The sequence below is a fragment of the Enterobacter sp. C3_dUdeg genome, from assembly GCF_057536195.1.
On record NZ_BAAKFX010000012.1, the window covers coordinates 16,486 to 41,563 of the forward strand.

31 protein-coding genes and 4 pseudogenes are annotated in these 25,078 nt (G+C 53.3%); 23 read left to right on the plus strand and 12 right to left on the minus strand.

What is annotated here, in order from left to right; translation table 11 throughout:
- Window positions 1–692: 692 nt before the first annotated feature.
- The 3 genes and pseudogenes from AC27FC_RS19595 to AC27FC_RS19605 form a co-directional block, all read right to left on the minus strand.
- A protein-coding gene (locus tag AC27FC_RS19595) for an IS3 family transposase (protein ID WP_137467517.1) occupies window positions 693–1,813 on the minus strand; the annotation gives its coding sequence in 2 pieces (ribosomal slippage) (window positions 693–1,555 and window positions 1,555–1,813; 1,122 coding nt in all).
- A 70-nt stretch (window positions 1,814–1,883) separates the two neighbouring features.
- A pseudogene (locus AC27FC_RS19600) lies at window positions 1,884–2,030 on the minus strand (S24 family peptidase); the annotation flags it as partial.
- A gap of 1 nt (window position 2,031) precedes the next feature.
- Window positions 2,032–2,271 (minus strand): DNA polymerase V, encoded by a 240-nt coding sequence (locus AC27FC_RS19605; RefSeq protein WP_487160276.1) that lies wholly within the window; start codon window positions 2,269–2,271, stop codon window positions 2,032–2,034.
- 455 nt (window positions 2,272–2,726) lie between these two features.
- Here AC27FC_RS19605 and AC27FC_RS19610 point away from each other — a divergent pair, with 455 nt between their 5' ends.
- Window positions 2,727–3,089, plus strand: coding sequence for a hypothetical protein (locus tag AC27FC_RS19610; RefSeq protein WP_487160277.1), 363 nt, complete (start codon window positions 2,727–2,729; stop codon window positions 3,087–3,089).
- Window positions 3,090–3,179: 90 nt separating this feature from the next.
- On the opposite strand, the pseudogene AC27FC_RS19615 reads toward AC27FC_RS19610, so the two are convergent.
- Together AC27FC_RS19615 and AC27FC_RS19620 are read right to left on the minus strand one after the other, a co-directional pair.
- A pseudogene (locus AC27FC_RS19615) lies at window positions 3,180–3,706 on the minus strand (phospholipase D family nuclease).
- Window positions 3,699–4,076, minus strand: a pseudogene (locus tag AC27FC_RS19620) (MobC family replication-relaxation protein); the annotation flags it as partial. The pseudogenes AC27FC_RS19620 and AC27FC_RS19615, both read right to left, overlap by 8 nt.
- Before the next feature lie 97 nt (window positions 4,077–4,173).
- Between AC27FC_RS19620 and AC27FC_RS19625 the strand changes: the two are divergent.
- The gene (locus AC27FC_RS19625) at window positions 4,174–4,425 is read left to right on the plus strand and encodes an antitoxin (protein ID WP_487160278.1); all 252 of its coding nucleotides are present in this window, start codon (window positions 4,174–4,176) and stop codon (window positions 4,423–4,425) included.
- The gene (locus AC27FC_RS19630; protein ID WP_487160279.1) at window positions 4,422–4,739 is read left to right on the plus strand and encodes a type II toxin-antitoxin system RelE/ParE family toxin; all 318 of its coding nucleotides are present in this window, start codon (window positions 4,422–4,424) and stop codon (window positions 4,737–4,739) included. The genes AC27FC_RS19625 and AC27FC_RS19630 overlap by 4 nt, the downstream gene beginning before the upstream one ends.
- Before the next feature lie 455 nt (window positions 4,740–5,194).
- Here the strand turns inward: AC27FC_RS19630 and AC27FC_RS19635 are convergent, their stop codons facing one another.
- The 3 genes from AC27FC_RS19635 to AC27FC_RS19645 are packed head-to-tail and all read right to left on the minus strand — an operon-like array spanning window position 5,195 to window position 5,983.
- Window positions 5,195–5,419: a hypothetical protein gene (locus AC27FC_RS19635; protein WP_125366751.1), complete on the minus strand. Its 225-nt coding sequence runs from the start codon at window positions 5,417–5,419 to the stop codon at window positions 5,195–5,197.
- A gap of 28 nt (window positions 5,420–5,447) precedes the next feature.
- Entirely contained in the window at window positions 5,448–5,735 is a 288-nt protein-coding gene (locus AC27FC_RS19640) for a type II toxin-antitoxin system RelE family toxin (RefSeq protein ID WP_000222768.1), read from the minus strand.
- Entirely contained in the window at window positions 5,732–5,983 is a 252-nt protein-coding gene (locus AC27FC_RS19645) for a type II toxin-antitoxin system Phd/YefM family antitoxin (RefSeq protein WP_040079629.1), read from the minus strand. Before AC27FC_RS19645 ends, AC27FC_RS19640 begins: the two co-directional genes overlap by 4 nt.
- A gap of 239 nt (window positions 5,984–6,222) precedes the next feature.
- Here AC27FC_RS19645 and AC27FC_RS19650 point away from each other — a divergent pair, with 239 nt between their 5' ends.
- Both AC27FC_RS19650 and AC27FC_RS19655 read left to right on the plus strand, forming a co-directional pair.
- Window positions 6,223–7,428 carry an AAA family ATPase gene (locus AC27FC_RS19650; protein WP_000427674.1) on the plus strand — a complete coding sequence of 402 codons (1,206 nt, stop codon included), beginning with the start codon at window positions 6,223–6,225 and terminating at the stop codon, window positions 7,426–7,428.
- A complete protein-coding gene (locus AC27FC_RS19655; protein ID WP_487160280.1) occupies window positions 7,428–8,402 on the plus strand; it encodes a ParB family protein in 975 nt (324 codons plus the stop codon). Before AC27FC_RS19650 ends, AC27FC_RS19655 begins: the two co-directional genes overlap by 1 nt.
- A gap of 81 nt (window positions 8,403–8,483) precedes the next feature.
- On the opposite strand, the gene AC27FC_RS19660 is transcribed toward AC27FC_RS19655, so the two are convergent.
- The 3 genes and pseudogenes from AC27FC_RS19660 to AC27FC_RS19670 all read right to left on the minus strand — a co-directional run bounded on the left by AC27FC_RS19660 (window position 8,484) and on the right by AC27FC_RS19670 (window position 11,027).
- On the minus strand, window positions 8,484–9,758 hold the full coding sequence (locus tag AC27FC_RS19660) for a Y-family DNA polymerase (RefSeq protein ID WP_487160281.1): 1,275 nt from the start codon (window positions 9,756–9,758) through the stop codon (window positions 8,484–8,486).
- Window positions 9,758–10,176, minus strand: a pseudogene (gene umuD, locus AC27FC_RS19665) (translesion error-prone DNA polymerase V autoproteolytic subunit). Before umuD ends, AC27FC_RS19660 begins: the two are co-directional and overlap by 1 nt.
- A gap of 179 nt (window positions 10,177–10,355) precedes the next feature.
- On the minus strand, window positions 10,356–11,027 hold the full coding sequence (locus AC27FC_RS19670; protein ID WP_047359678.1) for an SOS response-associated peptidase family protein: 672 nt from the start codon (window positions 11,025–11,027) through the stop codon (window positions 10,356–10,358).
- A 351-nt stretch (window positions 11,028–11,378) separates the two neighbouring features.
- On the opposite strand from AC27FC_RS19670, the gene AC27FC_RS19675 reads away from it, so the two are divergent.
- From AC27FC_RS19675 to AC27FC_RS19750, 16 genes are all read left to right on the plus strand, one after another.
- Window positions 11,379–12,059 carry a DNA methylase gene (locus tag AC27FC_RS19675; protein ID WP_487160282.1) on the plus strand — a complete coding sequence of 227 codons (681 nt, stop codon included), beginning with the start codon at window positions 11,379–11,381 and terminating at the stop codon, window positions 12,057–12,059.
- A complete protein-coding gene (locus tag AC27FC_RS19680; RefSeq protein ID WP_045420362.1) occupies window positions 12,056–12,280 on the plus strand; it encodes a hypothetical protein in 225 nt (74 codons plus the stop codon). Before AC27FC_RS19675 ends, AC27FC_RS19680 begins: the two co-directional genes overlap by 4 nt.
- 48 nt (window positions 12,281–12,328) lie before the next feature.
- The gene (locus AC27FC_RS19685) at window positions 12,329–12,745 is read left to right on the plus strand and encodes a DUF1380 family protein (protein WP_487160283.1); all 417 of its coding nucleotides are present in this window, start codon (window positions 12,329–12,331) and stop codon (window positions 12,743–12,745) included.
- Between the two features lie 410 nt (window positions 12,746–13,155).
- On the plus strand, window positions 13,156–13,662 hold the full coding sequence (locus AC27FC_RS19690) for an antirestriction protein ArdA (RefSeq protein WP_487160284.1): 507 nt from the start codon (window positions 13,156–13,158) through the stop codon (window positions 13,660–13,662).
- A gap of 827 nt (window positions 13,663–14,489) precedes the next feature.
- Entirely contained in the window at window positions 14,490–14,720 is a 231-nt protein-coding gene (locus tag AC27FC_RS19695) for a DUF905 domain-containing protein (protein WP_487160285.1), read from the plus strand.
- Window positions 14,721–14,787: 67 nt separating this feature from the next.
- A complete protein-coding gene (locus AC27FC_RS19700) occupies window positions 14,788–16,791 on the plus strand; it encodes a ParB/RepB/Spo0J family partition protein (RefSeq protein ID WP_487160286.1) in 2,004 nt (667 codons plus the stop codon).
- Between the two features lie 42 nt (window positions 16,792–16,833).
- Window positions 16,834–17,265: a conjugation system SOS inhibitor PsiB gene (gene psiB / locus AC27FC_RS19705; protein ID WP_280030470.1), complete on the plus strand. Its 432-nt coding sequence runs from the start codon at window positions 16,834–16,836 to the stop codon at window positions 17,263–17,265.
- A complete protein-coding gene (locus tag AC27FC_RS19710) occupies window positions 17,262–17,990 on the plus strand; it encodes a plasmid SOS inhibition protein A (RefSeq protein WP_487160287.1) in 729 nt (242 codons plus the stop codon). The genes psiB (AC27FC_RS19705) and AC27FC_RS19710 overlap by 4 nt, the downstream gene beginning before the upstream one ends.
- Window positions 17,987–18,310: a theronine dehydrogenase gene (locus AC27FC_RS19715; RefSeq protein WP_487160288.1), complete on the plus strand. Its 324-nt coding sequence runs from the start codon at window positions 17,987–17,989 to the stop codon at window positions 18,308–18,310. The genes AC27FC_RS19710 and AC27FC_RS19715 overlap by 4 nt, the downstream gene beginning before the upstream one ends.
- 54 nt (window positions 18,311–18,364) lie before the next feature.
- Window positions 18,365–18,847 (plus strand): conjugation system SOS inhibitor PsiB, encoded by a 483-nt coding sequence (gene psiB, locus AC27FC_RS19720; RefSeq protein ID WP_487160289.1) that lies wholly within the window; start codon window positions 18,365–18,367, stop codon window positions 18,845–18,847.
- A gap of 422 nt (window positions 18,848–19,269) precedes the next feature.
- Window positions 19,270–19,665: an ammonia monooxygenase gene (locus AC27FC_RS19725; RefSeq protein WP_487160290.1), complete on the plus strand. Its 396-nt coding sequence runs from the start codon at window positions 19,270–19,272 to the stop codon at window positions 19,663–19,665.
- Window positions 19,666–19,725: 60 nt separating this feature from the next.
- Entirely contained in the window at window positions 19,726–20,013 is a 288-nt protein-coding gene (locus AC27FC_RS19730) for a hypothetical protein (RefSeq protein WP_487160291.1), read from the plus strand.
- A gap of 46 nt (window positions 20,014–20,059) precedes the next feature.
- Entirely contained in the window at window positions 20,060–20,404 is a 345-nt protein-coding gene (locus tag AC27FC_RS19735) for a hypothetical protein (RefSeq protein ID WP_487160292.1), read from the plus strand.
- Window positions 20,405–20,489: 85 nt separating this feature from the next.
- Window positions 20,490–20,753 carry a hypothetical protein gene (locus AC27FC_RS19740; protein ID WP_008324174.1) on the plus strand — a complete coding sequence of 88 codons (264 nt, stop codon included), beginning with the start codon at window positions 20,490–20,492 and terminating at the stop codon, window positions 20,751–20,753.
- Between the two features lie 42 nt (window positions 20,754–20,795).
- The gene (locus AC27FC_RS19745) at window positions 20,796–21,626 is read left to right on the plus strand and encodes an N-6 DNA methylase (protein WP_487160293.1); all 831 of its coding nucleotides are present in this window, start codon (window positions 20,796–20,798) and stop codon (window positions 21,624–21,626) included.
- Window positions 21,627–22,251: 625 nt separating this feature from the next.
- Entirely contained in the window at window positions 22,252–22,782 is a 531-nt protein-coding gene (locus AC27FC_RS19750) for an antirestriction protein (RefSeq protein ID WP_487160294.1), read from the plus strand.
- Between the two features lie 46 nt (window positions 22,783–22,828).
- On the opposite strand, the gene AC27FC_RS19755 is transcribed toward AC27FC_RS19750, so the two are convergent.
- Entirely contained in the window at window positions 22,829–23,305 is a 477-nt protein-coding gene (locus AC27FC_RS19755) for a transglycosylase SLT domain-containing protein (protein ID WP_045911933.1), read from the minus strand.
- Window positions 23,306–23,736: 431 nt separating this feature from the next.
- On the opposite strand from AC27FC_RS19755, the gene traM reads away from it, so the two are divergent.
- Together traM and AC27FC_RS19765 are read left to right on the plus strand one after the other, a co-directional pair.
- Window positions 23,737–24,129 carry a conjugal transfer relaxosome DNA-binding protein TraM gene (gene traM / locus AC27FC_RS19760; protein WP_008324167.1) on the plus strand — a complete coding sequence of 131 codons (393 nt, stop codon included), beginning with the start codon at window positions 23,737–23,739 and terminating at the stop codon, window positions 24,127–24,129.
- Between the two features lie 188 nt (window positions 24,130–24,317).
- A complete protein-coding gene (locus AC27FC_RS19765) occupies window positions 24,318–25,016 on the plus strand; it encodes a PAS fold family protein (RefSeq protein ID WP_261905591.1) in 699 nt (232 codons plus the stop codon).
- Window positions 25,017–25,078 lie beyond the last annotated feature (62 nt).

A 25,078-nucleotide genomic window follows, 5' to 3' on the forward strand; every position in this document is an offset into this window, starting at 1 on the left:
AGAAAAATTCCGTTCCGTATGCCGTCATGAGTCTCATCCTTTGGAAGCAGTGATCGCTGTGGTGAAACTGTAGTGCAGACATGTCTTATATCTGGTCAGAGACGGACATCTCATTAGCTACTACATAATCACTTTGCATAACGTACAATATGTTAAATAGAGCCATTTTTGATGAAATTTCGTCGCGAACGGGCGGGGCATACTAACCACCCTTGGTTAATCGGAGCCCGCACCCGTCACGACACAATATATTGTACCCGCTCCAGCTGTACGAACCACGACATATTGATTATCCACAGATTCCGGGGATAACCCTGTGCGTTTCCTGGTACCTTCAGTAAATCTGAATGACCGCGCGCCGACCGGCGCGGATTTCGCCAGCTGGCCAGCGTCCTGCAGCAGCTGGCGCCCACAATCAGAAGTGAAGTAAAACAGTTACTTATCGCCACGCTTGGTGGGGTAAGTCAGACAAAAAACCTGAATGAATCCGGGCTGAGTATCAGCAAAATTGGTGTTTTATCGAACGGCGAAAAGACAGGCACGTCCAACTGCCAGCTCGACGCGAAGAACCCACAAGAGGAAGGAAAAGACACTTAAGTTGCACAATAGAACAAACACTCACAAGGAGTTCTAAATGGTTCTATTACTACTTGATGCGTTCCTTGACCTGCCCCCAGTATTAGATACAACCTTCAGTTAGTAATGTCGGTTGATTTTTCTTCATGCTTCCCGTTTCGCCAGCCTGCTGCAAATTCAGATGGCGTCTGGTAATTCAGCGATGAATGAGGTCGACACTCGTTATAATCCTGCCGCCAGTCATTAATGATTTTCCGGGCATGAAGAACATCGCTGAACCAGTGCTCATTCAGGCATTCATCCCGAAAGCGACCGTTGAAACTCTCAATAAATCCGTTCTGAGTTGGCTTGCCCGGCTGGATTAAGCGCAACTCAACACTATGTTCAAAGGCCCATTGATCCAGCGCGCGGCAGGTAAATTCCGGGCCCTGATCGGTTCTTATCGTCTCAGGATATCCACGAAACAGCGCAATGCTGTCCAGAATACGCGCGACCTGAATACCTGAAATCCCGAAAGCGGCGGTGATCGTCAGACACTCCTTCGTGAAATCATCCACACAGGTCAGGCACTTAATCCGGCGGCCGCTGGCAAGTGCATCCATGACAAAATCCATCGACCATGTCAGGTTCGGCGCATCCGGGCGAAGAAGCGGAAACCGTTCAGTCGCTAGACCCTTACGGCGGCGCCTGCGTTTTACACCCAGACCGTTAAGGTGATAGATGCGGTAAACGCGCTTGTGGTTGACGTGAAGGCCCTCCCGGCGCAATAACTGCCAGATGCGCCGGTAACCAAACCGGCGGCGTTCAAGTGCCAGCTCTGTGATGCGTAGAGACAGTTGTGCGTCAGCAGCCGGACGCTGAGCCGAATAACGGCAGGTTGAAAGTGACAGACCAGTCAGCCTGCAGGCACGGCGTTGCGACAAACCCGTTGTCTCACACATGACTTCCACGGCTTCCCGCTTCTGGTCTGTCGTCAAAACTTTCGGCCCAGGGCCACCTGAAGCGCCTCCTTATCCAGCATGGCTTCAGCGAGTAGCTTCTTGAGACGAGCGTTCTCCTCTTCAAGTGACTTGAGCCGCTTCACTTCGGGGACTTCCATGCCACCGAACTTCTTACGCCAGGTGTAGAAGGTGGCGTCTGAAATGGCATGCTTGCGGCAGAGTTCCCGGGCCGAAACCCCGGCTTCTGCCTCGCGGATAATACTGATGATCTGTTCGTCGGAAAATCGCTTCTTCATGGGGATGTCCTCATGTGGCTTATGAAGACATTACTAACATCGCGGTGTATTAATCAACGGGGAGCAGGTCAATCAGCAGTGCCCCCTGCTTAATGCCCTCCCTGAATGAGGTGCAGTCGCTGCGGAATAGGAACACGCCCGGACGGCCGGTTTTACAGTGGCTGTCGAGAGAAAGGCGACTTTCCAGGTAGTCCATTGCCGGTGACGGAAATCCCATATCAGCGCCCCCCGTTCGGGTTAAACAAGCAGAACGTCCGGTTTTCTCCCTCCGTGGGGGAGACGTCCCGGAACACCGTCACATACGTTTCTATCCACCGGTTAGCCTCGCGGGGTGTCCAGTGCCAGTTGAATTTGTGCAGCTCCCGGACAAAGTCCGCCGTCGTGACGGTCTGACGGCCATTCTGTTCGCGGGTGATGGCCGCACGCCAGGCTGCGTCTATTTCATAGCGTCGTGGCATCAGATTTCACCTTATTTGCACTGTGTATGCGTACAGTGTGAGTGGCAGGGGAATTTCTGCAAGCGAAGGGGGGAGCCGGTCAGCCCGTCCCTGAAAACAAACCGCCCCCGGTTTCAGGAAGGGCGAACTGACCGGCAGCGGCAGTGTAACACCGCACGTCACAAAGGCAGCTCTGACGTCGTCAGGGCGCTTTTTACCCGTCCTCCCGGACGCTGAAGGGCGGTTTCACCTGTGCAGCTAAAGGGGCGCTAAGTCCGGGTATGCACATCGTGCATTTTCTCCTGTGATGCCTTTCTCCCTCGTATCAGCTTCCGGTAATCGTCCCCCGTCACAACCTGGTCCGCAAGGGTAAATGGCACGCTGCGCGCCCCTGCTGACCAGAACGATTCCGGGGAGGCCGAACCGTCAGGCGACACGAAGACGAAATTCACACCAACGGAGAAACGACCATGACGATGAACCTGCACACCCCGACAACCGCCCCTAAAGCTGCACCGGCGACCAGCGTATCCCCGCTGGAGCAGTCAGGCTCCCCAAAAACGAAATTTCCGGAAATCAAAACCGTCAAAACGGCGGTGGTTAAACTTATCAGCGACATCGAGGCCAACCTCTGCCAGCGTCTGGCGTACCGGGAGGCTGTGGAGGGGGTGTGCCAGGAGGCGGCCAACCGGATCACCCAATGCATGCATTCACGCAGCACAGGGCAGACGTTGCGTGAACTGCGCGAGCTGCTGTCGGTGACGCTGGCATTATCGTGGTGGAGTTTGAAGGGGAGCAGACCCGTCTCAACTACGGCGGACGTTCAGCAGAAGACGTGATCGCCATGCTGAAAGCCCTGCATCTTGAAGGGCGCAAAGCCTGGCTGGAAGTGGAGTAAAAAAAAAGCCCCGTCCGCAGACGGGGCTGATTCAGTAAAGGGCATTCAGGGGAGTGCCCTCATCCCACAGGCGGTTGAATTCACGCTGGTACGCCTCCGCGAGTTGCGCGCGTCCTCGATCAGCAGCACGTTCTCCGCGTTGCGCGAGTCGGCGCTGGCTGCGTAGTTAAATGAGCCGGTCTGAACGTTTTTACCGTCGATCACCATAAACTTGTTGTGCATGATGGCATAACGGCCGTTGAGGTGTACGGGCACGCCCTGGTTTATCAGGTACGTCACGGCAGTGTAGCGGTCGCTGTTGGCCTTTTCGTCGGCCACCACGCGCACGGCCACGCCGCGCCGGTTAGCGTCGGCGAGCGCCGTCGCCACCGGCTTACTGGTGAAGCTGTAGGCCGCGACGTCAACGCGCTGCCTGGCGTTTTTTATGGCGCCGAGCACCACCTCAAGGGCGGAGCGCCCGTCAGACGGCGAAAAACCCGCCGAGAAGACGGGCGCGGCAGTGGCGAGAGCTGGCACAAAGAGGACGGCGGCCAGCACCAGAAGGGTGGTTTTACGCATAGTTTTCCAGCTCCAGGCTTTTCAGTTCGTCGAGGGTGTGAAAGCGAAAGACATCGCGGTGTTTTGCCTCCAGTGGCACATGCTGGTTATTAGAGATCACATGTGTGATGCTGTTAAAAATTACCTGGAGGGCGCGTTTTTTAGTTTCATCAGGTGTGACATAAAACACGTAAAACCAGTGCCGGTTTGTTCTGGCCGTCAGATGGCTGGTCATGATGGACTGATAGCGCGCCTTTGTCTTGATGCTGCGTTCGGTTTCAATGGCGATCTGTCTGCCGTCAGGGAGGGTGATTAATCCATCGGGCCTGTGTTTACTGCTGTACTGGTTCAGGAAGCCTGAGCGATCTCCATTTATCCAGTTTGATGCCCCGTCCAGCAAACGATAGTTTGATGGTGAAGGTTATCTGATAGCCTCATTTTTACATATATGCTAATGTGGGTTTGTGTATTCCAGAGGAGATAAGCTTGTGAGTCGGCTGACAATTGACATAACAGACCAGCAGCATCAGAGCCTGAAAGCGCTGGCTGCCCTGCAAGGTAAAACGATTAAGCAATACGCTCTCGAACGTTTGTTCCCCGGCGATGCAGACGCCGATCTGGCATGGCAGGAGCTGAAAAAGTTGCTGGGAAACCGTATTAACAATGGGCTGGAGGGGAAAGTTTCTACCAAAAGTATCGGAGACATTCTTGATGACGAACTGAGCGAAAATCGCACGTGACGGCTTATATACTTACAACTGATGCGGAAGTAGACCTGAGAGGCATCATCCGCTACACGCGTAAACAGTGGGGGACCGCTCAAGTTCGTCGCTATATCGCCAGGCTGGAACATGGTATTGCAGATCTTGCTGCCGGACGAGGTTCCTTCAGGGATATGAGCGAACTCTTTCCTGAATTACGGATGATGCACTGTGAGCATCATTATGTTTTTTGTCTGCCACGCGGGAGTGCGCCCGCACTGGTTGTAGCGATTTTTCATGAACGAATGGATCTCATGACCCGACTGAGTGAGAGGCTCAATATCGAAAGTTAGCGGTCAATGAAACCCTGGCCAGTTTCAACACTTCATCCAGCCGAGTAATGTTTAAATGGTCACTTTATCTGCGGCATCGATTATGTGGTCACATTGGCACGATCCTGAACATCAATTGTTGGTCCCTCAGAGGTATACCCCAATGTGACAGTCTGACGCGCCCGGCGGGCTTGTCCAACCCCTCCCCTGTTCAGAAACGAGTTCTGAACAGACTCACGGTTTTCGCTGCTAGTCAACAAAATTAAATACGATCATCAGAAATATTTTCTGGACACTTTTTCCGATAGTGCCTAAATGTCCAGGATGAACAGCATTTTTTGTTCGTTGCTCAAGGGCCGAGACGAATGGATGAAGATGGTAAACATAATGCTGGACAGAAATACCGGACTGTCCAGGTGGTCCGGGAATTACACTAGGGGCGTAAAAAAGGCCGCTGGCGCGGCTTTGTCTGAAAACTAAATTTCATCAAAAATCGCAAGGCGTCGACCAGGTTTTTTTCCCGCAAAGAAACGACCTCGGGGCAAGCGATCATTTTTATTAAGGCGCTCAATCCAGTCCTGAAAGGCTGGCCGAGGCTTATGTCGACCAAAGGAAGTTAAGGACTGAGTAGCCATAACGGTTTGACTGCTGTACTTTCTCATTTCGCTGAATGAGTTTTTCATAAGAGAACGGTAATCCATTATGACCTCCAATTGTAAAAATGAATGATTATCTCATTCGTTCACTGGCAAGATTATAAACGTCACTACGTTCACGTTTTCCTACAGCTACAACAGCGATAATTAATTGATCGTCAATCACCTGATAGACCAGACGAAAGCCAGAGGCTCGAAGTTTGATTTTGTAGCAGTCCTTTATCCCGCGCAGTTTTGCTGAAGGGATGTGCGGATTTTCACTGCACTTCTTTAGCTTTTTCGCAAATTGCTGTTGAATGACTTTATCCAGCTTCAGCCACTCTTTCAGCGCATCATCCCTGAATTTGACCGTATACGTCATAAATAACTATCCAGGTCCACGTCATGCAGCTGCTGGTTGCTGCGTTCGGCGACAAGCTTAACCAATTCCTGATCGTCCAGGGCATCGAGCATTTTCTCGTATAGCTCTGCCGGAACACAGTAAAAGGCGGGCTGGTTGCGGTTAAGAATAGCAACCGGGTAGCCATCACCGGAGCTGACAGTCGCCATTGGGTTTTTCTTAAGTTCGCTGACACTGGCGCTTGTGTCACTGAGAATGATGTTGGGCATAGATTACCTTTTGAGACCGTTTAACTAGTCTCTAAAATACACCCGCAAAGACCTGTTAACAAGTCTTTTGTCTCTTGCCTGCTCAGATGCAAGCTCTGAACAGACACACGGTTTGCGTTGTGGGCCAACAAAATTTAACACGACCCCAACGATTGAAAGCAAAACGAAAATATTATGATTTTTTTCTTGCAGTATGATGTTTTTTGTTCAAAATGACAAAAAACGTCATGAGGTGAAAGATGGAAAATATTGAGCAGTTGCGGAAAGTCGCCACACGTGCAGGTAAACTTCTGACATCCTTGAGCGAAAGTATCCGCCAGCAAAAAGAGGAATTGAAGCTTACCGAGTTCTATCAGGAATACAGCAAAGCCGCCCTATATAAGCTGCCTAAGCTCAGCAAAGGGAGTGTGGAGTATGCTGTGGCCGAAATGGAAGCCAGTGGCTACATTTTTAAAAAGAAACCTTCCGGCAATACGATGAAGTACGCGATGACGATTCAGAACGTCATCGATCTGTATTTCCATCGTAAAGTACCCAAGTACAGAGATCGCTTCGATAAAGCCTTCACTATTTTTGTATGTAACCTTAAAGGTGGCGGTTCCAAGACAGTTTCTACCGCTTCATTATCCCATGCTTTTCGGGCTCATCCTCAGCTTCTGTTCGAAGACCTGCGTATTCTGGCCATCGATTTCGATCCGCAGGCATCTCTGACAATGTTCCTGAGCCATGAGAATTCAGTGGGCCTGGTTGAAAATACGGCTGCTCAGGCCATGCTCCAGAACGTGTCTCGTGAAGAATTACTGTCCGATTTCATCGTGCCGTCAATTATCCCGGGCGTTGATGTTATTCCAGCTTCCATTGACGATGCATTCCTTGCTGAAGGCTGGAAGGGATTGTGTGAAGAACATCTGCCAGGGCAAAATATTCATGCAGTGCTTAAAGAGAACATTATCGACAAGCTCCGGTATGACTACGACTTTATCTTTCTTGATAGTGGTCCTCACCTCGATGCGTTCCTGAAAAACTGCATCGGTGCGGCAGACCTGATGTTGACCCCTCTTCCACCGGCAACGGTTGATTTTCATTCTTCCCTGAAGTTTGTAGCCAGCCTTCCTGCGCTTATTGATTCGATCGAACAGGATGGACACACCTGCAATCTCATCGGAAATGTCGGTTTTATGTCCAAAATCCTGAACAAGTCTGATCACAAAATTTGCCATAGTCAGGCCAAAGAGGTATTCGGTGCCGATATGCTCGACATGGTTCTGCCGCGGCTGGATGGCTTCGAGCGCTGCGGGGAGACTTTTGACACAGTTATTTCCGCAAATCCAGCAACCTATGATGGAAGCACCGAGGCGCTTAAAAGCGCAAAATCAGCAGCGGAAGACTTTGCGAAGGCCGTATTTGATCGCATTGAGTTCATTCGTACTAACGGAGGTATGTGATGTCGAATGAGAAAAGAAAAACCATTGGCAGACAGTTAAATACCCAGGCGTCAATGTTCGAGATGACTGACACCCAAAGAAGTCAGGTATTTACCCTAAAAACCGGCAGGAAGATAACGTTCAGGTTTGTTCGGGTACCTGCATCGGACGTTGAAAGTAAGACATTCGTAAACCAGGAAACCAACGGAAGAGATCAACTTGCTCTGACAAGGGAATCCCTGAAATCAATTATTCAGACGATTAAGTTTCAGCAGTTCTTCCCCTGTATTGGCATTCAGCAAGGTGAAAGGATTGAGATACTGGATGGTTCAAGACGTCGGGCCTCAGCGATCTATATCCGTACAGGCCTTGATGTAATGGTTACCGGTGAACATTTATCAGCTGATGAAGCTCGCCAGCTGGCTAAAGATATCCAGACAGCTAAAGAGCATAACCTTCGGGAGATCGGTCTGAGATTGATGGCTCTGAAAGAGTCCGGATTCAATCAAAAGGAAATTGCTGAACTGGAGGGGTTATCCCAGGCTAAAGTCACCAGGGCGATGCAGGCGGCGGCAGTACCGCAAGAATTGATTTCTCTGTTCCCGGTTCAGTCTGAGCTGTCGTTTAGTGACTATAAAATTCTGTTAGAGGTTAATGAAAAACTCAGTGAAAAGGGCTTAACGTCTGAAGGGCTCATTCAGTCTGTCTCAGATCAGCATGATGCAATTTTAAGTGACCACGAGCGACCAGAAGACGAACAGAAAGCCAGTATACTGAAATTGATTTCTCAGGCCTCTCAGGCATTGATAGCTCCGCCTCCTAAGGAAAAGTCAGTAATTTCCGCACTCTGGACTTTTGAAGAAAAGGACAAGTTCGCGCGCAAGCGTGTGAAAGGGCGTACGCTGACTTACGAGTTTAGCCGTATGTCAAAAGTGGTTCAGGATGAACTGGACAAAGCTATCAACGAGGTCCTCAACAGAAATTTGAGTCAATAATTTCGCCACGGCGATTTCATACCTAACTTATTGTAATCATGTAATTTACGTTGAGAATTTCAAGGTGAAATCGCCAGAATTTCAAGTCAGTTTCGCTGCAGGAATATCAGCCCAGCGTGTCGTATAAGCAGGTGAAAGCATTTCTCGTTTCATTTGCCATTCAGGAGCAATGCCTCGTCCCGCAAACCACACTTTCCCCAGACCGGAATGGTTAATGCCATCCACGACTTTCATCAGCTGGTTACTGTTGCTCCGGGGCTGAGTATCATCGAAGAGGTTCAGCTGTGAAACCCCGTCAGGAGTAAAATCGTTGAGCATGCAACCCGCTTTTGCATATCGATGCCCATTCACCCAGATCCGATCCAGTGCTTTCACCGCTGCGGCTATGATGTCCCTGGTATCCTGCGTGGGAGTCATCAACTTCTCACTGGCCACATTCCCGTAATACGGTTCGTTCACCGCGAACGGTGACGTCTTCACAAATACAGCAATATGCCTGCAGAACTGCCGCTCGCCGCGCAGCTTTTCAGCTGCACGCTCAGCGTACTGACAGACGGCCTGACGCATGGCTTCATATGTCGTGACTCGCTCCCCAAAGGACCTGCTGCAGACAATCTGCTGTTTCGGCGGAGGGGCTTCTTCAAGAGAAATACAGCTTTCTCCATTGAGTTCCCGGACGGTTCTCTCCAGCACAACGTTGAAATTTTTTCTGATAAATACAGGGTTCGCGCGCGCCAGCTGCAGTGCCGTAGTGATACCCATAGTGCCCAACTTTTTCGAAATTCTCCGGCCTACTCCCCAGATTTCTTCCACAGGCTGCAGGGAGAGCAGTTTCTCCGTTCGCTTCGGATTATTTAAAGTCAGGGCAAGCACCCCACCGAATTGTGGCCACTCTTTCGACGCCCATTGCGCGCTTTTAGCCAGCGTTTTGGTCGGCCCCATCCCGACGCCGATTGTCAGCCCGGTACCGGAGCGCACGTGCTCGCGCAGCTGCCGGCCGAAGTCCTCAAAATTAATGCAGCGGTCTGTGCCGCGAATGTCCAGAAACATCTCGTCAATGCTGTACTGCTCCACGCGCGGTGCCAGCTCCTCGAGATGAGACATAACCCTGTTCGACAGCGATGCATAAAGCTCGTAATTGCTCGAGAACGTGATGATCGGCTCCGGGAATTGTGCCGTCTTAAGCTGGAACCAGGGGACGCCCATTTTAATACCCAGCCGCTTCGCTTCGGCACTGCGCGCGATGACACAGCCATCGTTGTTGCTGAGCACCACAACGGGCCTGCTACGCAGGTCCGGACGAAACACCTTTTCACAGCTGGCATAGAATGAATTCACGTCAGCGAGCGCAAACATCAGTCCGTCCCCCGCGTCTTGTGTATGAATGCCGTCACCACGCCGAAGATCTGCAGTTCCTCCTGATAGAGAGTGGGGTAGGCGGGATTCATCGGCAGCAGGGCAATTCGGGGTTTAAGCTGCAGGCAACGGTGAATTCGCCATCTGTTTCTGCGATGACGATATCCCCCTGCACAGGTCTTTCGGCCTTGTCGACAATCATCAGGTCGCCGGAGTGCAGGCCCATATCTTTCATGGAGTCGCCAATGGCCCGGACAAAGTAGGTCGCGCTGGGGCGACGGATACAGTAGGCGTTCAGATCCAGTTCGTCTTCGGTATAGTCCGCGGCCGGTGAAGGAAAACCTGCCGGACAGCGCTCTGTGAAAAGTGGTGCGGTGAACAGTGCTGGCTCAGATGCGGGAGAGACAAAAAGGATCATGGCATACCTCTTAAAATGCCTGTTTTTATATACAGTATTATTTAAGATATTTTCCGTCTTGCAAGGAGAATTTTACCGGTTCCTGCCAGGTCATTGTTCTGGCGGATAAAACAGGCTCAGGGTTATCCACAGAAACGGTACATAACCCTGTGAGTGGATATCGGGTATCTCATCGTCTGCTAAGCCAGTGGCTCTATAAGTTCCCGGCCCTGGTTCCGGGGATTGCCAACAGCCCGGCTGACGGGGTGCCATGTGAAATCTTCGGCGGAAAGACTGCCCTCACGGGCAATGTCTTCCGCCTCTTTACCGGTTGTGTTTTCGCTGAGCCATTTACGTGCAGCAGCTGGTGAGTACACGAGCGGTCGCCGATCGTGAATGTCCAGCAGTCCCTCATCCGCAGCTGCCGTGACGATCAGGAATCCTTCCTGGTCATTGCCGTTCTCAAAAGGTGGTTTCCCGATGGCAGCGAGCAGGAGTGGATTTCCGTCCTTACGGTAAATGAAAAACGGCTGTTTCACGCCGTTTTGCTGTTTCCATTCGAACCAGCCGTCGGCAAAAACAATGGCCCGTCCGTGCTCCCAGAGTGGCCTGAACATCCGGCTGTCGGCCGCAGTTTCACTTCTGGCGTTGATGAGAGCAGGCTTGTTCCACCACTCCGGGGCATAACCCCAGTGAACAGGATCAAGCTGCAGCTGCGAGTGGCGTTCACTCAGCAGCAATACCCGGGTTCCGGGCGCGACGTTGTAGCGGCCTACGGGCTCCGGATCATACGGAATATCCCGTTCAGCTTCTTCTCCGAGAAAGGCCAGGTACTCCTCGCGGGAGTTGTATTGTGTAAACCGACCACACATTGTGTTTCTCCGCTGTGGATCTCTAATCAGGGTTCACCTCAGTTCTGAACATAGGCTGTATTTCAGGTTCCTGCCATCGTGTGGGCGCCGTGCCGCTACTGTAGCCGGGACGCTGCGAATGCAAGGGTTCGCTCTGCCGGTGTCCTCACCCGGTCGCAGTTAATTTCAAAGGCTTTACCCGCTGTCTTCCCGTCGTTTTCCGTCTCAATTTTCGCCGTCAAACCGTCCAGCCAGCGTCTGCTTTTTTACTGCGCTGCGGCTTGCGGCACCGCCCCTGCATTCTCCGCTTTTAACCCGGCTGTCGTATCGGCACGGCGTAACTGGCGCCGCATTTGAGAAAGGAGAACTATCATGTCACGATTTATCTTGGGTAATTGCGTCCATATCATGACCGGATTTCCGGATAATGCTGTCGATTTTATCCTGACCGACCCGCCATATCTGGTTGGTTTTCGTGACCGTCAGGGGCGTACCATCGCCGGCGATAAAACCGATGAATGGCTCCAGCCCGCATGTAATGAGATGTACCGCGTCCTGAAAAAAGACGCGCTGATGGTGAGCTTCTACGGCTGGAACCGCGTCGATCGCTTTATGGCCGCCTGGAAACATGCCGGATTCAGCGTTGTCGGCCACCTGGTGTTTACCAAAACCTACACATCGAAGTCCGCTTATGTTGGCTACCGCCATGAATGTGCCTACCTGCTGGCAAAAGGCCGTCCGACCCTTCCGCAAAACCCGCTGCCGGATGTGCTGGGCTGGAAATACAGCGGCAACCGGCACCACCCGACCGAAAAACCCGTAACCAGCCTGCAACCGCTGATCGAGAGCTTTACACACCCGAACGCCATTGTTCTCGACCCCTTTGCCGGAAGCGGCTCGACCTGCGTTGCGGCATTACAGGCCGGACGCCGATACATCGGTATCGAACTGCTGGAGCAGTATCACCGGGCCGGCGTTCAGCGGCTGGCCGCTGTCCGGCGTTCAATGTGCCTGCCCGCTGCCAACGGTGACTGGCTTCCGGAGGCTGCATGACGAATTACGCCGGAAACGAAGCGCTGCGTGCCGACGTTGCCGCCCTTGCAAACAGCATGTGCGATCTGCGCGCCACGCTCAATGCGCTGGAATCCCGCTACCGCTACGACGCGGAGAACCTGACGGAGCGCCTGGCCCGCCAGACAATTTGCCGCATCAACGCACTTTATCTTGAAGCATACCGGCAGGCGCTGGAGCTGGACGCCAGCTTTAAAGACTGACACGGGCGGGCAGAAACGCCCGCCAGAAGAAGACTCTGGAGAATCAAAATGTACGGAACACGCGAAGAACTCTGCACCCGGCTCGAAAACATGTTCACCCCCGACGAGCCGCTGGTACTGCTGGTCTGGACCGAAGAAGCTTTTTATGTCGCCTGTGGTGAACTTGATGTAAAGCCGGACCCTGCCGAGATTAAGGGACTGATGGAAACAACCGGTAATGCGGATATGGCTGTATATCGCAGGGAAGGCGTTACAAATTCAGGCGTATGCGACCTTCTGGTACGACACCGTGAGGCCGTGGCACGCGAGGTAAGCGTTCCCGCGGCGCTGCTCATGCGCGTACTGCGGCGACAGGAAAGCGACCTGGAAAATCTTGTCGGGCGGGCATGGAAGGCGGGCCGACCCACGCCTGCATCCCTCAAACAGGCACTGCACGATGTCAGAATGCTGATGGAACGAATCTGATGCAGCCACGGGGCCGGGAGCAATCCTGGCCCTGCCGGTCCAGCAAAGCAAAAGGATGTCGCCAGCTCCTCTGTTCCGGCGCGACCTCCACGGCGTTACGGCCGCGCGGTGAGTGACGTTCGTGCGGCCTGCGGCTTACGCCGTGCCTCTACTTTAGCCCGAACGCTGCAAATGCAAGGGTTCACTGACGTCGATGCTTTCACCCGGTCGCCGTATGTTTAAATGCCTGTCGCGCTTCTTCCCGTCGTTATCTCGCTCAATATTCGCTCGCTAACCGTCCAGACCCTCTCCGCTGTTTACCGGCGCCGCGGCTTCATGCATCGCCCCTGCATTTTTCGCTCCCTGTCGGGCTGTCGTGTCGGCACGGCGTTAGCCGGAACTCAGACAACATCGACTATGGAGGATTTTTTATGCGCACTACGACCACCACACCGGCTGTTTATGTGGGTACGTATCACAAATACAACTGCGGCAGCATTTTTGGCAAATGGTTTGACCTGACGGAGTTTGACGGCAGGGAGGATTTTTACGAGGCCTGCCTGGCGCTGCACGCTGATGAATGGGACGCAGAATTTATGTTCCAGGACTGGGAGGGCATTCCGTCGCAGTTCGTCTCTGAAAGCTCCATTGACTGGGATTTTATCGCCGCTTACAAACGCGCCGAAGAAGAGGGCAGGGAGGCTGCTTTTATCGCCTGGGCGGAGTATACCGGCGAGTGTGACTATGACGCGTTTGATGATGCGTACCGCGGCGAGGCGGAAAGCGAGGAGGACTATGCGCGGGTGATGGTTGAGGACAACGGCCTGTTAAATGAGGTGCCGGAGCCGTTGCGCAGCTATTTCGATTTTGAAGCCTGGGCGCGTGACCTGTTCAGCAGCGGCTATGTGTTCCATGACGGTTATGTCTTCAGTAACTGATTTTCCCCGGCAGGCGGTTCAGCCGCCTGTCAGTCTGCGCGCAAAACCCCGGCAGGCTCTGCCTGCATGCGAAGTACGCCGCGCCTGCGGCGCCGCGTATCTACGCCAGTGCCAGATGTCCCGGTGGTGTCAGAGTATGAATATCGATGTGGTGTAGCCGGTCGGCGATATTCCTGTTCTGTTGATAATCTCTGCGTTGTCGTTGTCGTTGTCGTTGTCGTTGTCGTTGTCGTTGTCGTTGCCAATAGTGGCCATACTGGTGGCGTACTGGCTGATATCGCTGTTCTGTCGGTTTTTCTTCCTGTTGTGTCTGCCTGTGGGCGACTTCCCTGACGGGAACCGGCGCTGTCGTAAACGGAGCCGGTAAACCGTCTCCGCCCTGTCGGGCTTCCATCGCACTGTCGCAGGTTCAACATCACGCTTGCGGCATCCGTCTACGGATGCGCCGCTTTCACCAGCCCGGCGGTAATGCTGCCGGGCCTCTTCGGGGCAACGCCGTTTCGCGCCCGCGCGTTCCGTCGTTGCGGCGGGTTCCTGCTCATTCCCTTGCCTGGTTTTTTCACCCTTTTGAGTCCTTTCGCCGGGGCTGAGACAAGCACAGCCGCTCTCAGCTGTCCAGGGTAAATGGCACGCGGTAAACCGCGCCCCGGACATCCGCCATCGCCCGCGCTGGTTTACGCCCCTGCGGCGAACGGCTCTCAAACGGGTGAAGGTAACAACCAGCGGGGGCGTTCAGCAGGTCCCCGCAAAACGTCAAAACCGCGGCCCCGGCAACTCAACGGGTGATGGTTTTTTAAAAGCAAAACAGGTTCAGAAGGAGGAGCAACATGAGCGAGGCGCTGGCTGTTTTACCCGACGACACCTTTACCCGCGAACAGGCTGAGGCCGTTGCGTCACAGTACACCAACGTGGCGATAGAGGACGATCAGGGGGCGCATTTTCGCCTGGTGGTTCGTCAGAACGGTGAAATGGTCTGGCGCACGTGGAACTTTGAGCCGGGCGGCACGTACTGGCTCAACCGTTATATCGCGGACTACGGTATCCGCAAGCCGCAGTAAGAAGGTGCCCTGCCGGAGTGGGCAACTCCGCAGGGCCGGACAATCATCAATCAGTGAGGTATTAACTATGTCAGTAACCGATGTTAAAGCAAAAGCACCCAAAAAAGCGAGCAGCAAAAAAATCACGCAGGCGCAGGAGGTTGCCCTGAAGGCCGCACTTGAGGCCGCCGTTATCGAGTACGTTCCGCTGTCCGATCTCGTTAAATCTCCGCTGAACGTGCGCACCATTCCGTATTCCGTGGACAGCGTACGCGGTCTGGCCGACTCCATTGAGGCTCTCGGGCTGCTGCAGAACCTGATTGTTCACACCCTCGCGGACGGACAATACGGCGTGGCTGCAGGTGGCCGCCGTCTTACCGCCCTGAATCTGCTGGCGCAGGAGGGGCGTCTGGATGAAGGCCATACCGTGATGGTCAAACGCGTCTCAGACGACATTGCGGCCCTTGCCTCCGTTGCCGAGAACGAGCAGCGCGCCGCCATGCATCCCGCCGAGCAAATCGCAGGTTTCCGTACGCTGGCAGAGCAGGGCAAAACCCCCGCGCAGATTGGCGACGCCCTCGGCTTCGGCTCCCGCCACGTGCAGCGCATGCTGAAGCTGGCAAACCTCGCCCCCTCCCTGATGGATAAGCTCGCGCAGGACGAACTGACCGTTGAGCAGTGTCAGGCGCTCTGTCTCGAGGACGATCCTGCCCGTCAGGTTGAGGTATTTGAAAGCGTGAAGGCCAGCTGGTCGAACGCGCCCGCACACCTGATTAAACGCGCCATTACCGAAACCGAGATGCGCACCGACAACACCAAATTCCGGTTTATCGGGCGCGAAGCGTATGAGGCGGCAGGGGGTTACGTCCGTGAAGATCTGTTCAGCCAGGACGAGGGCGACGGCACGGCAGACAGCGTGCTGGTTGAGCGTCTGGTGCAGGAAAAGCTGGAGCGTATCGCGCAGGACATTCAGCAGCGGGAGGGCTGGGCATGGAGTCGCGGACGCGCAGCCCGCATCTGGTACCACGGCGAAGACGGTAAGGAGTTCGTGCAGCCTGTTGAACCCGATCCGGTGTACACCCCTGAGCAGCAGCAGCGTCTTGATGCGCTGCGGGAGCAGTACGATACATATGACAGCGTTTGCGACGAGTCGGATGCGATCGAAGCGGACATCCTCGCCATTCAGGAAGCGGCAGAAGTCAGCGCGTGGACTGACGACATGAAGTCAGGTGCGGGGGTGATGGTCAGCCTGTACGAAGGGCGGGTGTACGTGCAGCGCGGTGTGCGCCTGAAAGCGGATATGCCGGAAGATACCGAAAACAGCAGCGTAACGGTACCGTTCACCTCACGCCAGCCCGACGCCGCAGAGGGGATCAGCGTCCCGCTGCTCACGAAAATGACCTCCGAGCGTACGCTGGCAGTCCAGGCGGCGCTGATGCAGCAGCCCGAAAAGGCGGTGGCGCTGATGGTCTGGCGCATGTGTACCTGCGTCTTCTCGGGCTGTCTGACCACGACGCATCCGTTCCGTATCAGCCTCACCGTGTCTCACGGCAGCCTGACGGAGAACGCCCCGTCCGGTAAGGATGGCGCAGCGTTTAACATCCTGATGACCGAACGGGCAAGGCTGAAAGCCCTGCTGCCGGAAGGCTGGGAGAAGGACTTCACCACCTTCTTTGCCCTTGACGGCGGGGTGTTGATGCCGCTGATGGCCTTCTGCACTGCCTGTTCCGTTGACGGGGTACAGACCCGCGATATGGGGCACACCTCGCGCAGTACCCTCGATACGGTCGAGGCGGCAATCGGCTTCCACCTGCGCGACTGGTGGCAGCCGACGAAGGACAACTACTTCGGCAGCCTGAAACATCCGCAGATTGTCGCCTCCCTGAAAGAGGCGGGGCTGACGGGCGCGGCGGGTGACGCGGAGAAGATGAAGAAGGGCGACGCTGCAGCACATGCGGAGCATTTCATGCAGCACACCCGCTGGGTTCCTGCCTGGCTGAAAGGACCGGAGTCAGCGGGTAAGGCCGATGCTGACGACGCTGCTTCAGATATCGCCAGCAGCGACACCACCAACACGGCACATGCCGCCTGATAACGGAGAGCCGCCCTGTGGGGCGGCAATAAGGAGATACCCATGCGCACTATTCTGACCCCCGATGTACTGAAAACGATGTCCTGTGATGAGTTTGAGGACTGGCGGGACAGCGGCGAGGACTTTCGCCGCGAACTGACCCACGCCGTCATGCGTGACCTGTCCTGCCCTGAAAACTGGGACATAAACGGCGAGTACCGCAGCGAGTTCGGCGGCTTCTTCCCCGTGCAGGTGCGCTTTACACCCTCGCACGGCAACTACCATATTGCCGTGTGCAGTCCGGGTGCCATCAGTCCGGCGTGGATGGTGGTGTTCGTTCCCGCCAGCGGTCGCCCGTTCTCCGTTATTCGTACCCTGAGCGGCTACCAGCCTGAGCTTGTCAGCCACACCGTCAGCCTGACCGCGCGTCTCGATGCGGACGGATACAGTCAGGCCAGCATCATCAGCATTCTGGCAGCGGAGGGCGCGGTATGATCCCTTCACATCTCTCTCTGGTTCCCTTCAGTCCTGAGCGACGCGCCGCGATGGAAGCCATCGCCGAGGTTGAGCGCAGGCGGTCTCGCGGCTCGCTGTCTGCGGCGTACCCATATGCCAGCGCCTTTTTTCGCCGGCTCACGGGCAGCACGCGCATCACCATCAGGGAAATCCATTATTTTGCGCCGGTGCTGACGGCGCGGGAGCTGCGGGGCAGCAGGGACAGCTGGCTCATTGCCATCGATGCGCTGATTGAAAGTCGCGGGACGCGTTGCTGGCTGCCGCTTCCTGTCGGTGCGGGTCAGCGCCTCTTTCCGGAGGTGGCCTTTCAGCAGACCGAGCGGGTTCGCTGTCAGGACGCCCTGCGGGATGAAAAATACACCCGCCAGCGCCGTAAGGAACAGTGTCAGCGTGAGCGGGCGTACCAGGCGCTGGCGGGGCAGGCGGAGATTGAGCTGGCATTCCATACGCCGGAAACGGTCAGCAGCTGGAGCGCTCGCTGGTCGGGGACTGAACTGCGCCAGTACGACCTGGAGGAGATGTTCTGGCGCTGGAGCGAGCGTTTCCCGTCACTGGCGCCAGTGGAGCGCTGGATGACGGAGAGCCAGCCTTTCTGGACGGTGATGGCTGAAACGGATGCGCTGGCGCGGGAAAGCACTGAGTCTGTCAGGCAGCTGGAGCGCTGGATGGTCCCCAACAAGCTGACCGCGCGGAGTCAGGTATGAAGTGGCGTTACTCGCTGCGCTGGAAGCGTCCCGATCCCTGTCCCGGTGAACCTGAACTGGCGTCAGAAGTGGTGGAGGCAGGGAAGCCCGCCCCTGAGTCCGTGATGTCACTTTGGGTGGCCGGAGCCGGATATGCTGTCTGCGTTGATTTTCTGTGTGACAGACAGATCAGACGCTGGACCGACGAGCGTAAGGCGGCCACCCGCCGACGGAATCTGGCGCGTCGTGTTAACAGAATTGCGCCGCTGTTTGCTTATGAACTCATCGGGCGGGAACTTGCGGCGCGACCGGACTATTATCGAGGGAAGTCTCACCGGTGAGTTTTGTTATTATCCCCTGGAAATCTTCAGGGCTGCAGGAGCCGGAGAGCAGTCGTGGTCTGCAGCCATAAAAGGAGGCTGATTCTGAATAAAGGACTGACATTATCGGCGCTGGTTGCCATGACGCCGGAGGATTATGAGCAGTTTCGCTCTGATGGCTGGTCTTCTCGTAAGGTGCTGACGCAGGCCGTGCTGCGGGAGTTGGTTTTGCCGGAGGGCTGGGTGGTTTCACCCGAGAATCACACTGAATACGGTGGCGTATGGCCCGTTAGCCTGCGGTATGTTCCACCGCATGGCAGACACTGGTTCATGCTGAGCAGCCCCGGCGAAGTCTGTGACCACTGGATGCTGTTGCTTCAGTCAGCCAGCGGACAGCTGATTAAATGTCTGCTCAGAATGCCGGTACTGGATACCTTTCTGATAAACAGCCTGCTGCTGCGGGCTGATGTGCTGGATAAAAAACGGTACACGCTGGCGGGGCTGGCTAATGAACTGGCTGGCATCACCGTTACGGCAATATCCGGGCGTCGTCCCTGACGGGACACGGCTGTCGTGAACGGAGCCGGTAAACCGTCTCCGCCCTCCGGGCATCCATCCTGACGCAACGTCAACCCCTGCGCTTGCTGCGTCCGTAAACGGACGCGCCGCTTCACCCTGTCGGCGGTAAAACTGCCGACAGTCCTCTGACGCCCCGTCGTTCCGCCGTGTCGGGTGTGTTCATCCTCTCCCCGTACCTCTGGCGAGCCCTCTCCCGTTAAGTCCCCGGGCGGAGGGCTGGTCGTAGCACCGCCGTGTCGTCATCCGAAGGGTGAAATGCACTCCGCCAAAACTTTTTGCGAAGGATCGCAAAAACTTTTGTCTCCGCCCTTCTCCTGCCGCCCCGCCGTTGCTCCTTTGCCCTTTGCCGCCAGGGAACTCACCGAGAGATGGATTAACCACCAGACAGGAGGAAAAGCAGGATGAACACACAGAACGTCAACGTCAAAACCGCCACCAAAGAATCTTCCGAAAGATGGGGTTCAGACCCAGAAGCGCGTCTGGCTTGCGTTATCGCAGAGCAAAAGTCATTCCTGCTGGAGCTGTGTCAGGTCTGGAACCTGCAACTGTCAGAGGACGACGAGGCGGAAGAAGTCTGCAAAATCCTGTGCGCCATGAGTAAAAACGTCTGGAACGAGGGCGTGATGGACTGGCACACCCGCAAGCCGCTTCTCTCATTCCACATTGTCCAGCCGTGGCTACAGGCTAAGGCTCAGGCGGTGCGGTTATACGGAGAAACAGGGCGGGCGGCATGGGCGTATGCAGACAAGAGCCTGAAAGACTGTATGGCCTTTGAATGCGCCATGCTCAGCGAGTAAGCCCCCTTAAATGTCAGCCACGGCGGCAGGGGATGCCGCCAGTCACAACGGAGAAACATCATGAGCATCAGCAACATGAACAGCACATTCAGCTTCAACGCATGGGAGAAAAGCGCGCTCAGCGAGCTTGATACCCTGCAAACCCTCGTCAGTAAAGCCCTCATGAAGTACCAGAGCAATACGGACAAAACGGCGCTGGGCGAGTCTGCAAACCGCTATATGGGCGAACTCAGAACCGCTGTCACGCGCATCCTGAAAGCCACGCCAGCCATTCAGCAGAAAGTCGACGAGATTGCCGACATGCTGCACCTGATGGCGCATTTTTCCGGCATCACGTTCGACGAATAACCACCACGGCGAAATATCAACGCCATTAACCAGAAGGAGATAAACCATGCACTTAAATCTGACCGAATCCTGCGCCGAAGCAGGTATTTACGCGACCAGTGAGGCCGAACGCGCGTACTGGCTGAGCCGCGAAAAGTCATATCTGACCGCGCCCGTCGAAATCGACGTTCACGCCTTCCATGATGCGCTGGGGCTGATGTACCCGATGAACTGGCGCAGCAGTGAAGACGGCGAGTGTGAAACCTTCATGCTGGCGGAAATAGTCTGCGGCAACGTGACCGAAATCTACGCGCGGATCGGTATCCGTTATTACCGGATGCGCGACTACAGCAACCTTGACCACGCGGAGATTCTGGCACGCGTTAAGGAGGGAGTGCAGCGCCAGAAATGAGAAAAGCAGGCTTTCGCCTGCCTTAACCCGCCGGATTAGACGCCTAGGAACGATTAATCCGGCCTTCACCAAAAGGAACAAACCAATGCAATTCAGTGAAGTTTCGATTGTTACACCGACCGCCCTGTATGTCCAGATGCTTGAGGCGGAAAACGCACCCGTAAAAAAACAGGTGCGTATTAAACGCAGTGATATCGACCGTGACGACATCAGCGCCGAAATGCGGGCGCTGGGCCGTCACATAGCGCACTGCCGGAAGAAGGGGCGCGCCGTTCGTATTCCTGCCATGCGCGGGAGTGAGTGGGGGCAGGTGTTACGCACGCTTGAACTGAAGCGGGCATTTAACTGATAACTGAGCCGCTCCTTACGGGGCGGCATTTAAGGAGGAAATATGTCTCAACTCAGTTTTGCCAGCTTCTTTGATCAGGCGAGAGAAGCCGCACCAGTAACACCCACTAAACCCGTATTGCCCGCCGTGAATGCGCAGCCGATACCGCACCGGATGATGACAATCGACCAGGCCCGCCGCCAGTTTATCAGCGTGTTCAGGGATACCGCCCGCAGCCTGCGCCGCTGGGAGGTGTTCAGCGACTTTATCACGCTGGCCGCCAGCGAGCTGGATATGGCGCGGATAAGAACGCCGGAGAATATTGAGCACAGCCGTGAAATCTGCGCGAAGTACAGCGAGAGCGATATCAGCAACCTGCATACGCTCTTCTGCCTGATGGTCTGCGCACTGGAGGCCAAATTCCACGACTTCCTCGGCGCGATCTTCATGGAGCTTGAGCTTGGCGACGACCGCAACGGACAGTATTTCACGCCGTATCACGTCCAGTCACTGCTGGCGAGGCTGCTGATGCCGGACGTCGACGAAACGATACGCCGTGAGGGATTCGTTACCGTCAGCGATCCGGCAAGCGGTGCGGCGGGAATGATTGTGGCGTATGCGGAATATCTGCTGGAGGCGGGCTATAACCCGTCTGAACATATGTTCGGAAGCTGCATCGATATTGATCCTGTTGCGGCCGATATGGCGTTTATTCAGCTTTCCCTGCTGGGTATTCCTGCCGAGGTGGTCACGGGCAATACGCTGACGATGCAGTTAAACAGGGTGCGGTATACGCCTGTGTACTACATCAACAACTTTGGTAAGCGCCTGGAAGACCAGCGCCGGGTGAGTGCCATGCGAGAATTTATGCGCGGCATGAATAAAGCCGCATAGCCAGCCTGAAGGGCAGGGGTATACCCTGCCTTTGGTGGCATCAAAGGCCGCGCGCCTGCGGCGCAGAATAAGCAGGCTGCGCTGACGCGCTGCCTGCTTATTCCGGCGCGAGGTTGTCTGAAGTTCCTGTCTTTTGGTTAGCTGATTACTATTCTTCATTCTCCTGCTGGCGATGGTCTTTATTATTCTGCCGCTGATATGGATATTATCCATTCTTTTCCGGGCGTCGTCCCTGAAGGGACACGGCTGTCGTGAACGGAGCCGGTAAACCGTCTCCGCCCTTCGGGCGTCCATCCTGACGCAAATTCAAATTCACGCTTGCTGCATCCAGAATGGATGCGCCGCTTTCACCGTGGCGGTAATAAATTACCTCCACTCTGAAGCCCGTAACGGTAATTCGTCTTACGCCGATTTTCCGTTACGGGATGTGTGCATTCTCCTGGTGTGACTATCGCCCGATTTCATCAGTTCGCGGAGGGCTGCTTTTAGCATCAGCCAGTAAGGAAATAAAGGGGTATATAAACGCTGCGCGCCCCTTTATTTCCTTACTGTCAGCTGCTCATTGCCCTTCGCCGCTCAGTGATGAAGTCGAACGATGTAATAACCCAATGAGGAGAAAACCAGAATGCACACATTAAACGTCAAAACCACCACTCGTGAATCAGCCGAACAATTTAAAGTTGATAAACGCCAGCGCTACTCTGTTACAGATGGTGATGAACGTCTGGATTTTATTCCTGCGCTCTTTTTTACGCCTTCTGCTGATAACATGATTGCCAGCTGGTTACGTCAGCATTCAGATTATGATGGTGGTTTCTGGCGTTACTGGATTATTCCGCAGGGCACCGGAGGAAACGTGGCTCCGAACTGTGTCAGATTCACAACCGCGCAAACAGGATATATCGCACCGGAAGGAGAACAGCGCTATAACATGGTTATTCCCGGTAATTACTTTAAAGCAGAGGTCAGTGCCGATGCTGCCGGAATTATTGCTACACTGATGATCATGAACTGGTTGTCCTGGCAGGTTGCAGATATGGGGCCTGAATATTCGAAAGTCTGTAAACACCTCGTCGCTCGTCAGGATGCACTGAAAGACTACATCAGTATCATAAAACACCCTGAAGCAGATTTAATTTATCGGGCTATTGATTGAAGACATAAATACTGGATGAATAAAAAGACCTCCTGTTGAGGTCTTTTTACTGTTTTGCAAGAGTCTGCGCTGCATTTTTATTATTCTTTATCGCCCGATATGTTGCCTCAATTTTTCTGGCATAGACATATCTTCTCTGCGCCTGTTCTTCTGTTTTCCTGAAACCTGCATTATAAGCGCCCACGGCCTGCCAGCTGACTCCCCACTTTTTGAATGCAATTGCAAGATAGTAAGCCCCGGTGTAGATATTCATACACGGATCGGAAATAAGGTGCTCCGGTTTTATTCCATAACGAGCCAGTTCGTTAAAGTGCTGGGAGTCCACCTGCATAAGTCCGGAGCCAAAACCCGAAACAGGATTGTAGCCTTTTACGTCTGTGCGGAAGTTCGATTCATTCCAGGAGATTGCCCGAAGCAGATCTGGATCTATATGATAATCCCTTCCTGCAAGATCAAAACAATCAGCAGCGTTCAACATTCCAGAAAAAGCCAACGTTAAAAACGTAAGAGCAATCCGTTTCATTTCTTCCCTCCGGGCGCCATGCCGGAAATACGTTAACCCATCCCATGCCCAGACTCAACTAATATGCACTCCTCACCACCAAAAGCACCACACCCCACGCAAAATTAAAATTTTGCTGATTGGCTCTTTAAATCATGCTGTTAGAGAAAAAGTAATGTGAAATAATTTATTTTAATGTGTGTAAACGACTCGGTAGTGAGTTTTATTCGACTCGGTAAAAACTCTGCTCAGAGTCATTTGTGACTATTTTTAATAAATCCATTGAGTTATGACTACGGGGGGTCTATATTCGAGTCGTGAATTTTTACAGTGTGTGTCGGCATGCAAGCCGTCTGTTTTCTGGCAGAGTGTCTGTGCCGAGTCGTGCATTTTTAGCTTTTCAAAATATTCTGTTGTACAGAAGTTTTGGAAATATAAATAAGGAGAAAATTATGGCCAGAGTTCAGGTCTATGTAAGCGATGAAGTGTCAGAGAAAATAAGAGTAATCGCTGAAAAACGTCGCGCTGAAGGAGCGAGAGATAAAGATGTAAGTTTTTCAAGCATTGCATCAATGCTGGTCGAACTTGGTCTTAGGGTCTATGAAGCGCAAATGGAAAGAAAAGAGTCTTCCTTTAATCAGGCGCTCTATAATAAAACTATCCTTGAAAATGTAATGAAAACTCAATTTATTGTCAGCAAGCTGCTGGCGATGGAGTCGCTGAGTCCACATCTCGCAGGAAATGAAAAATTTGATTTCAGGGATATGGTTACGTGTATACGTGAAGATGTGCAACAGATTGTTGAAAAATTCTTCCCACAGGAGGAAGAGTCTCAAGATAATTAGCTGAAAATGTTTGATAAATAGGATTTAGATCTGCTGTTTTTGAGTGACTTTGTCGTCAGTAATTGATATATTTTATGCAGACATAAGTAAAATTTGATGCCCGCCATTCAATTTGGTGGGTCGCCGGTACACCGGGCTACTACCCCGAGTGTACCGACTATACACAGAAACCTTCAGAGGAGGCTTCAATGCACCCGCGCGATCCTAGAGATCTCTCCCAATCAAGTCAATCATTAGATGATGTTCTAAGTCATTTTAATGGCCTTTATAATTCCTCATCACTACCTTTTTGTATTCGCGATCAATCCAGAAAAGTAATTTATAAAAATGATGCTTTTTCCGACCTCTTTCATCCACTTTCGAAATCATTTTCAGGTATAAGCTTCGATTCTGACGAGGTTGAACTCGAACTATCATCTATTGAATTAGAGGCATTTGTTATGGGACCTGAAACAGCACTATGTCGTACCTTTAACTTTAACGGTGAGTTTTATCAATTGAGAGTCGAAATACGTTTAATTGATGGGGATCTTTATGCTATATGGCTTATAAATTATTTTCCAGATTACCAGGCATTATTCAAGGTAAACACTAAGGTACTGAATGACAGCTTTGATGTGGACATTTTTCTTTCTGAAATGACAACGAAAAAAATGATTACTTTATGTTTTTCTGTTCTCGGATTTCAGCTTCATACTATGTCGAGGTGCCTTGGAGTTTCTGAATCTGCGATTACTAATAGGCTTGCTAGTGTTAAAAAAGAAATTAGAAAGCATTTCCCTGATTATGATGACTTCAGATTCTTTTGTCTGAAGAATGGTGTTTATATAAGAATGACGTCAGTAGTACTCAAGGTACTTAATGTTAAATCTTTGTTAATAAAATAGTGTAGAAAACTCGGTATTGAATAAATTGTATTTCACGTGTCACTATCCTGACGCAGGAATAT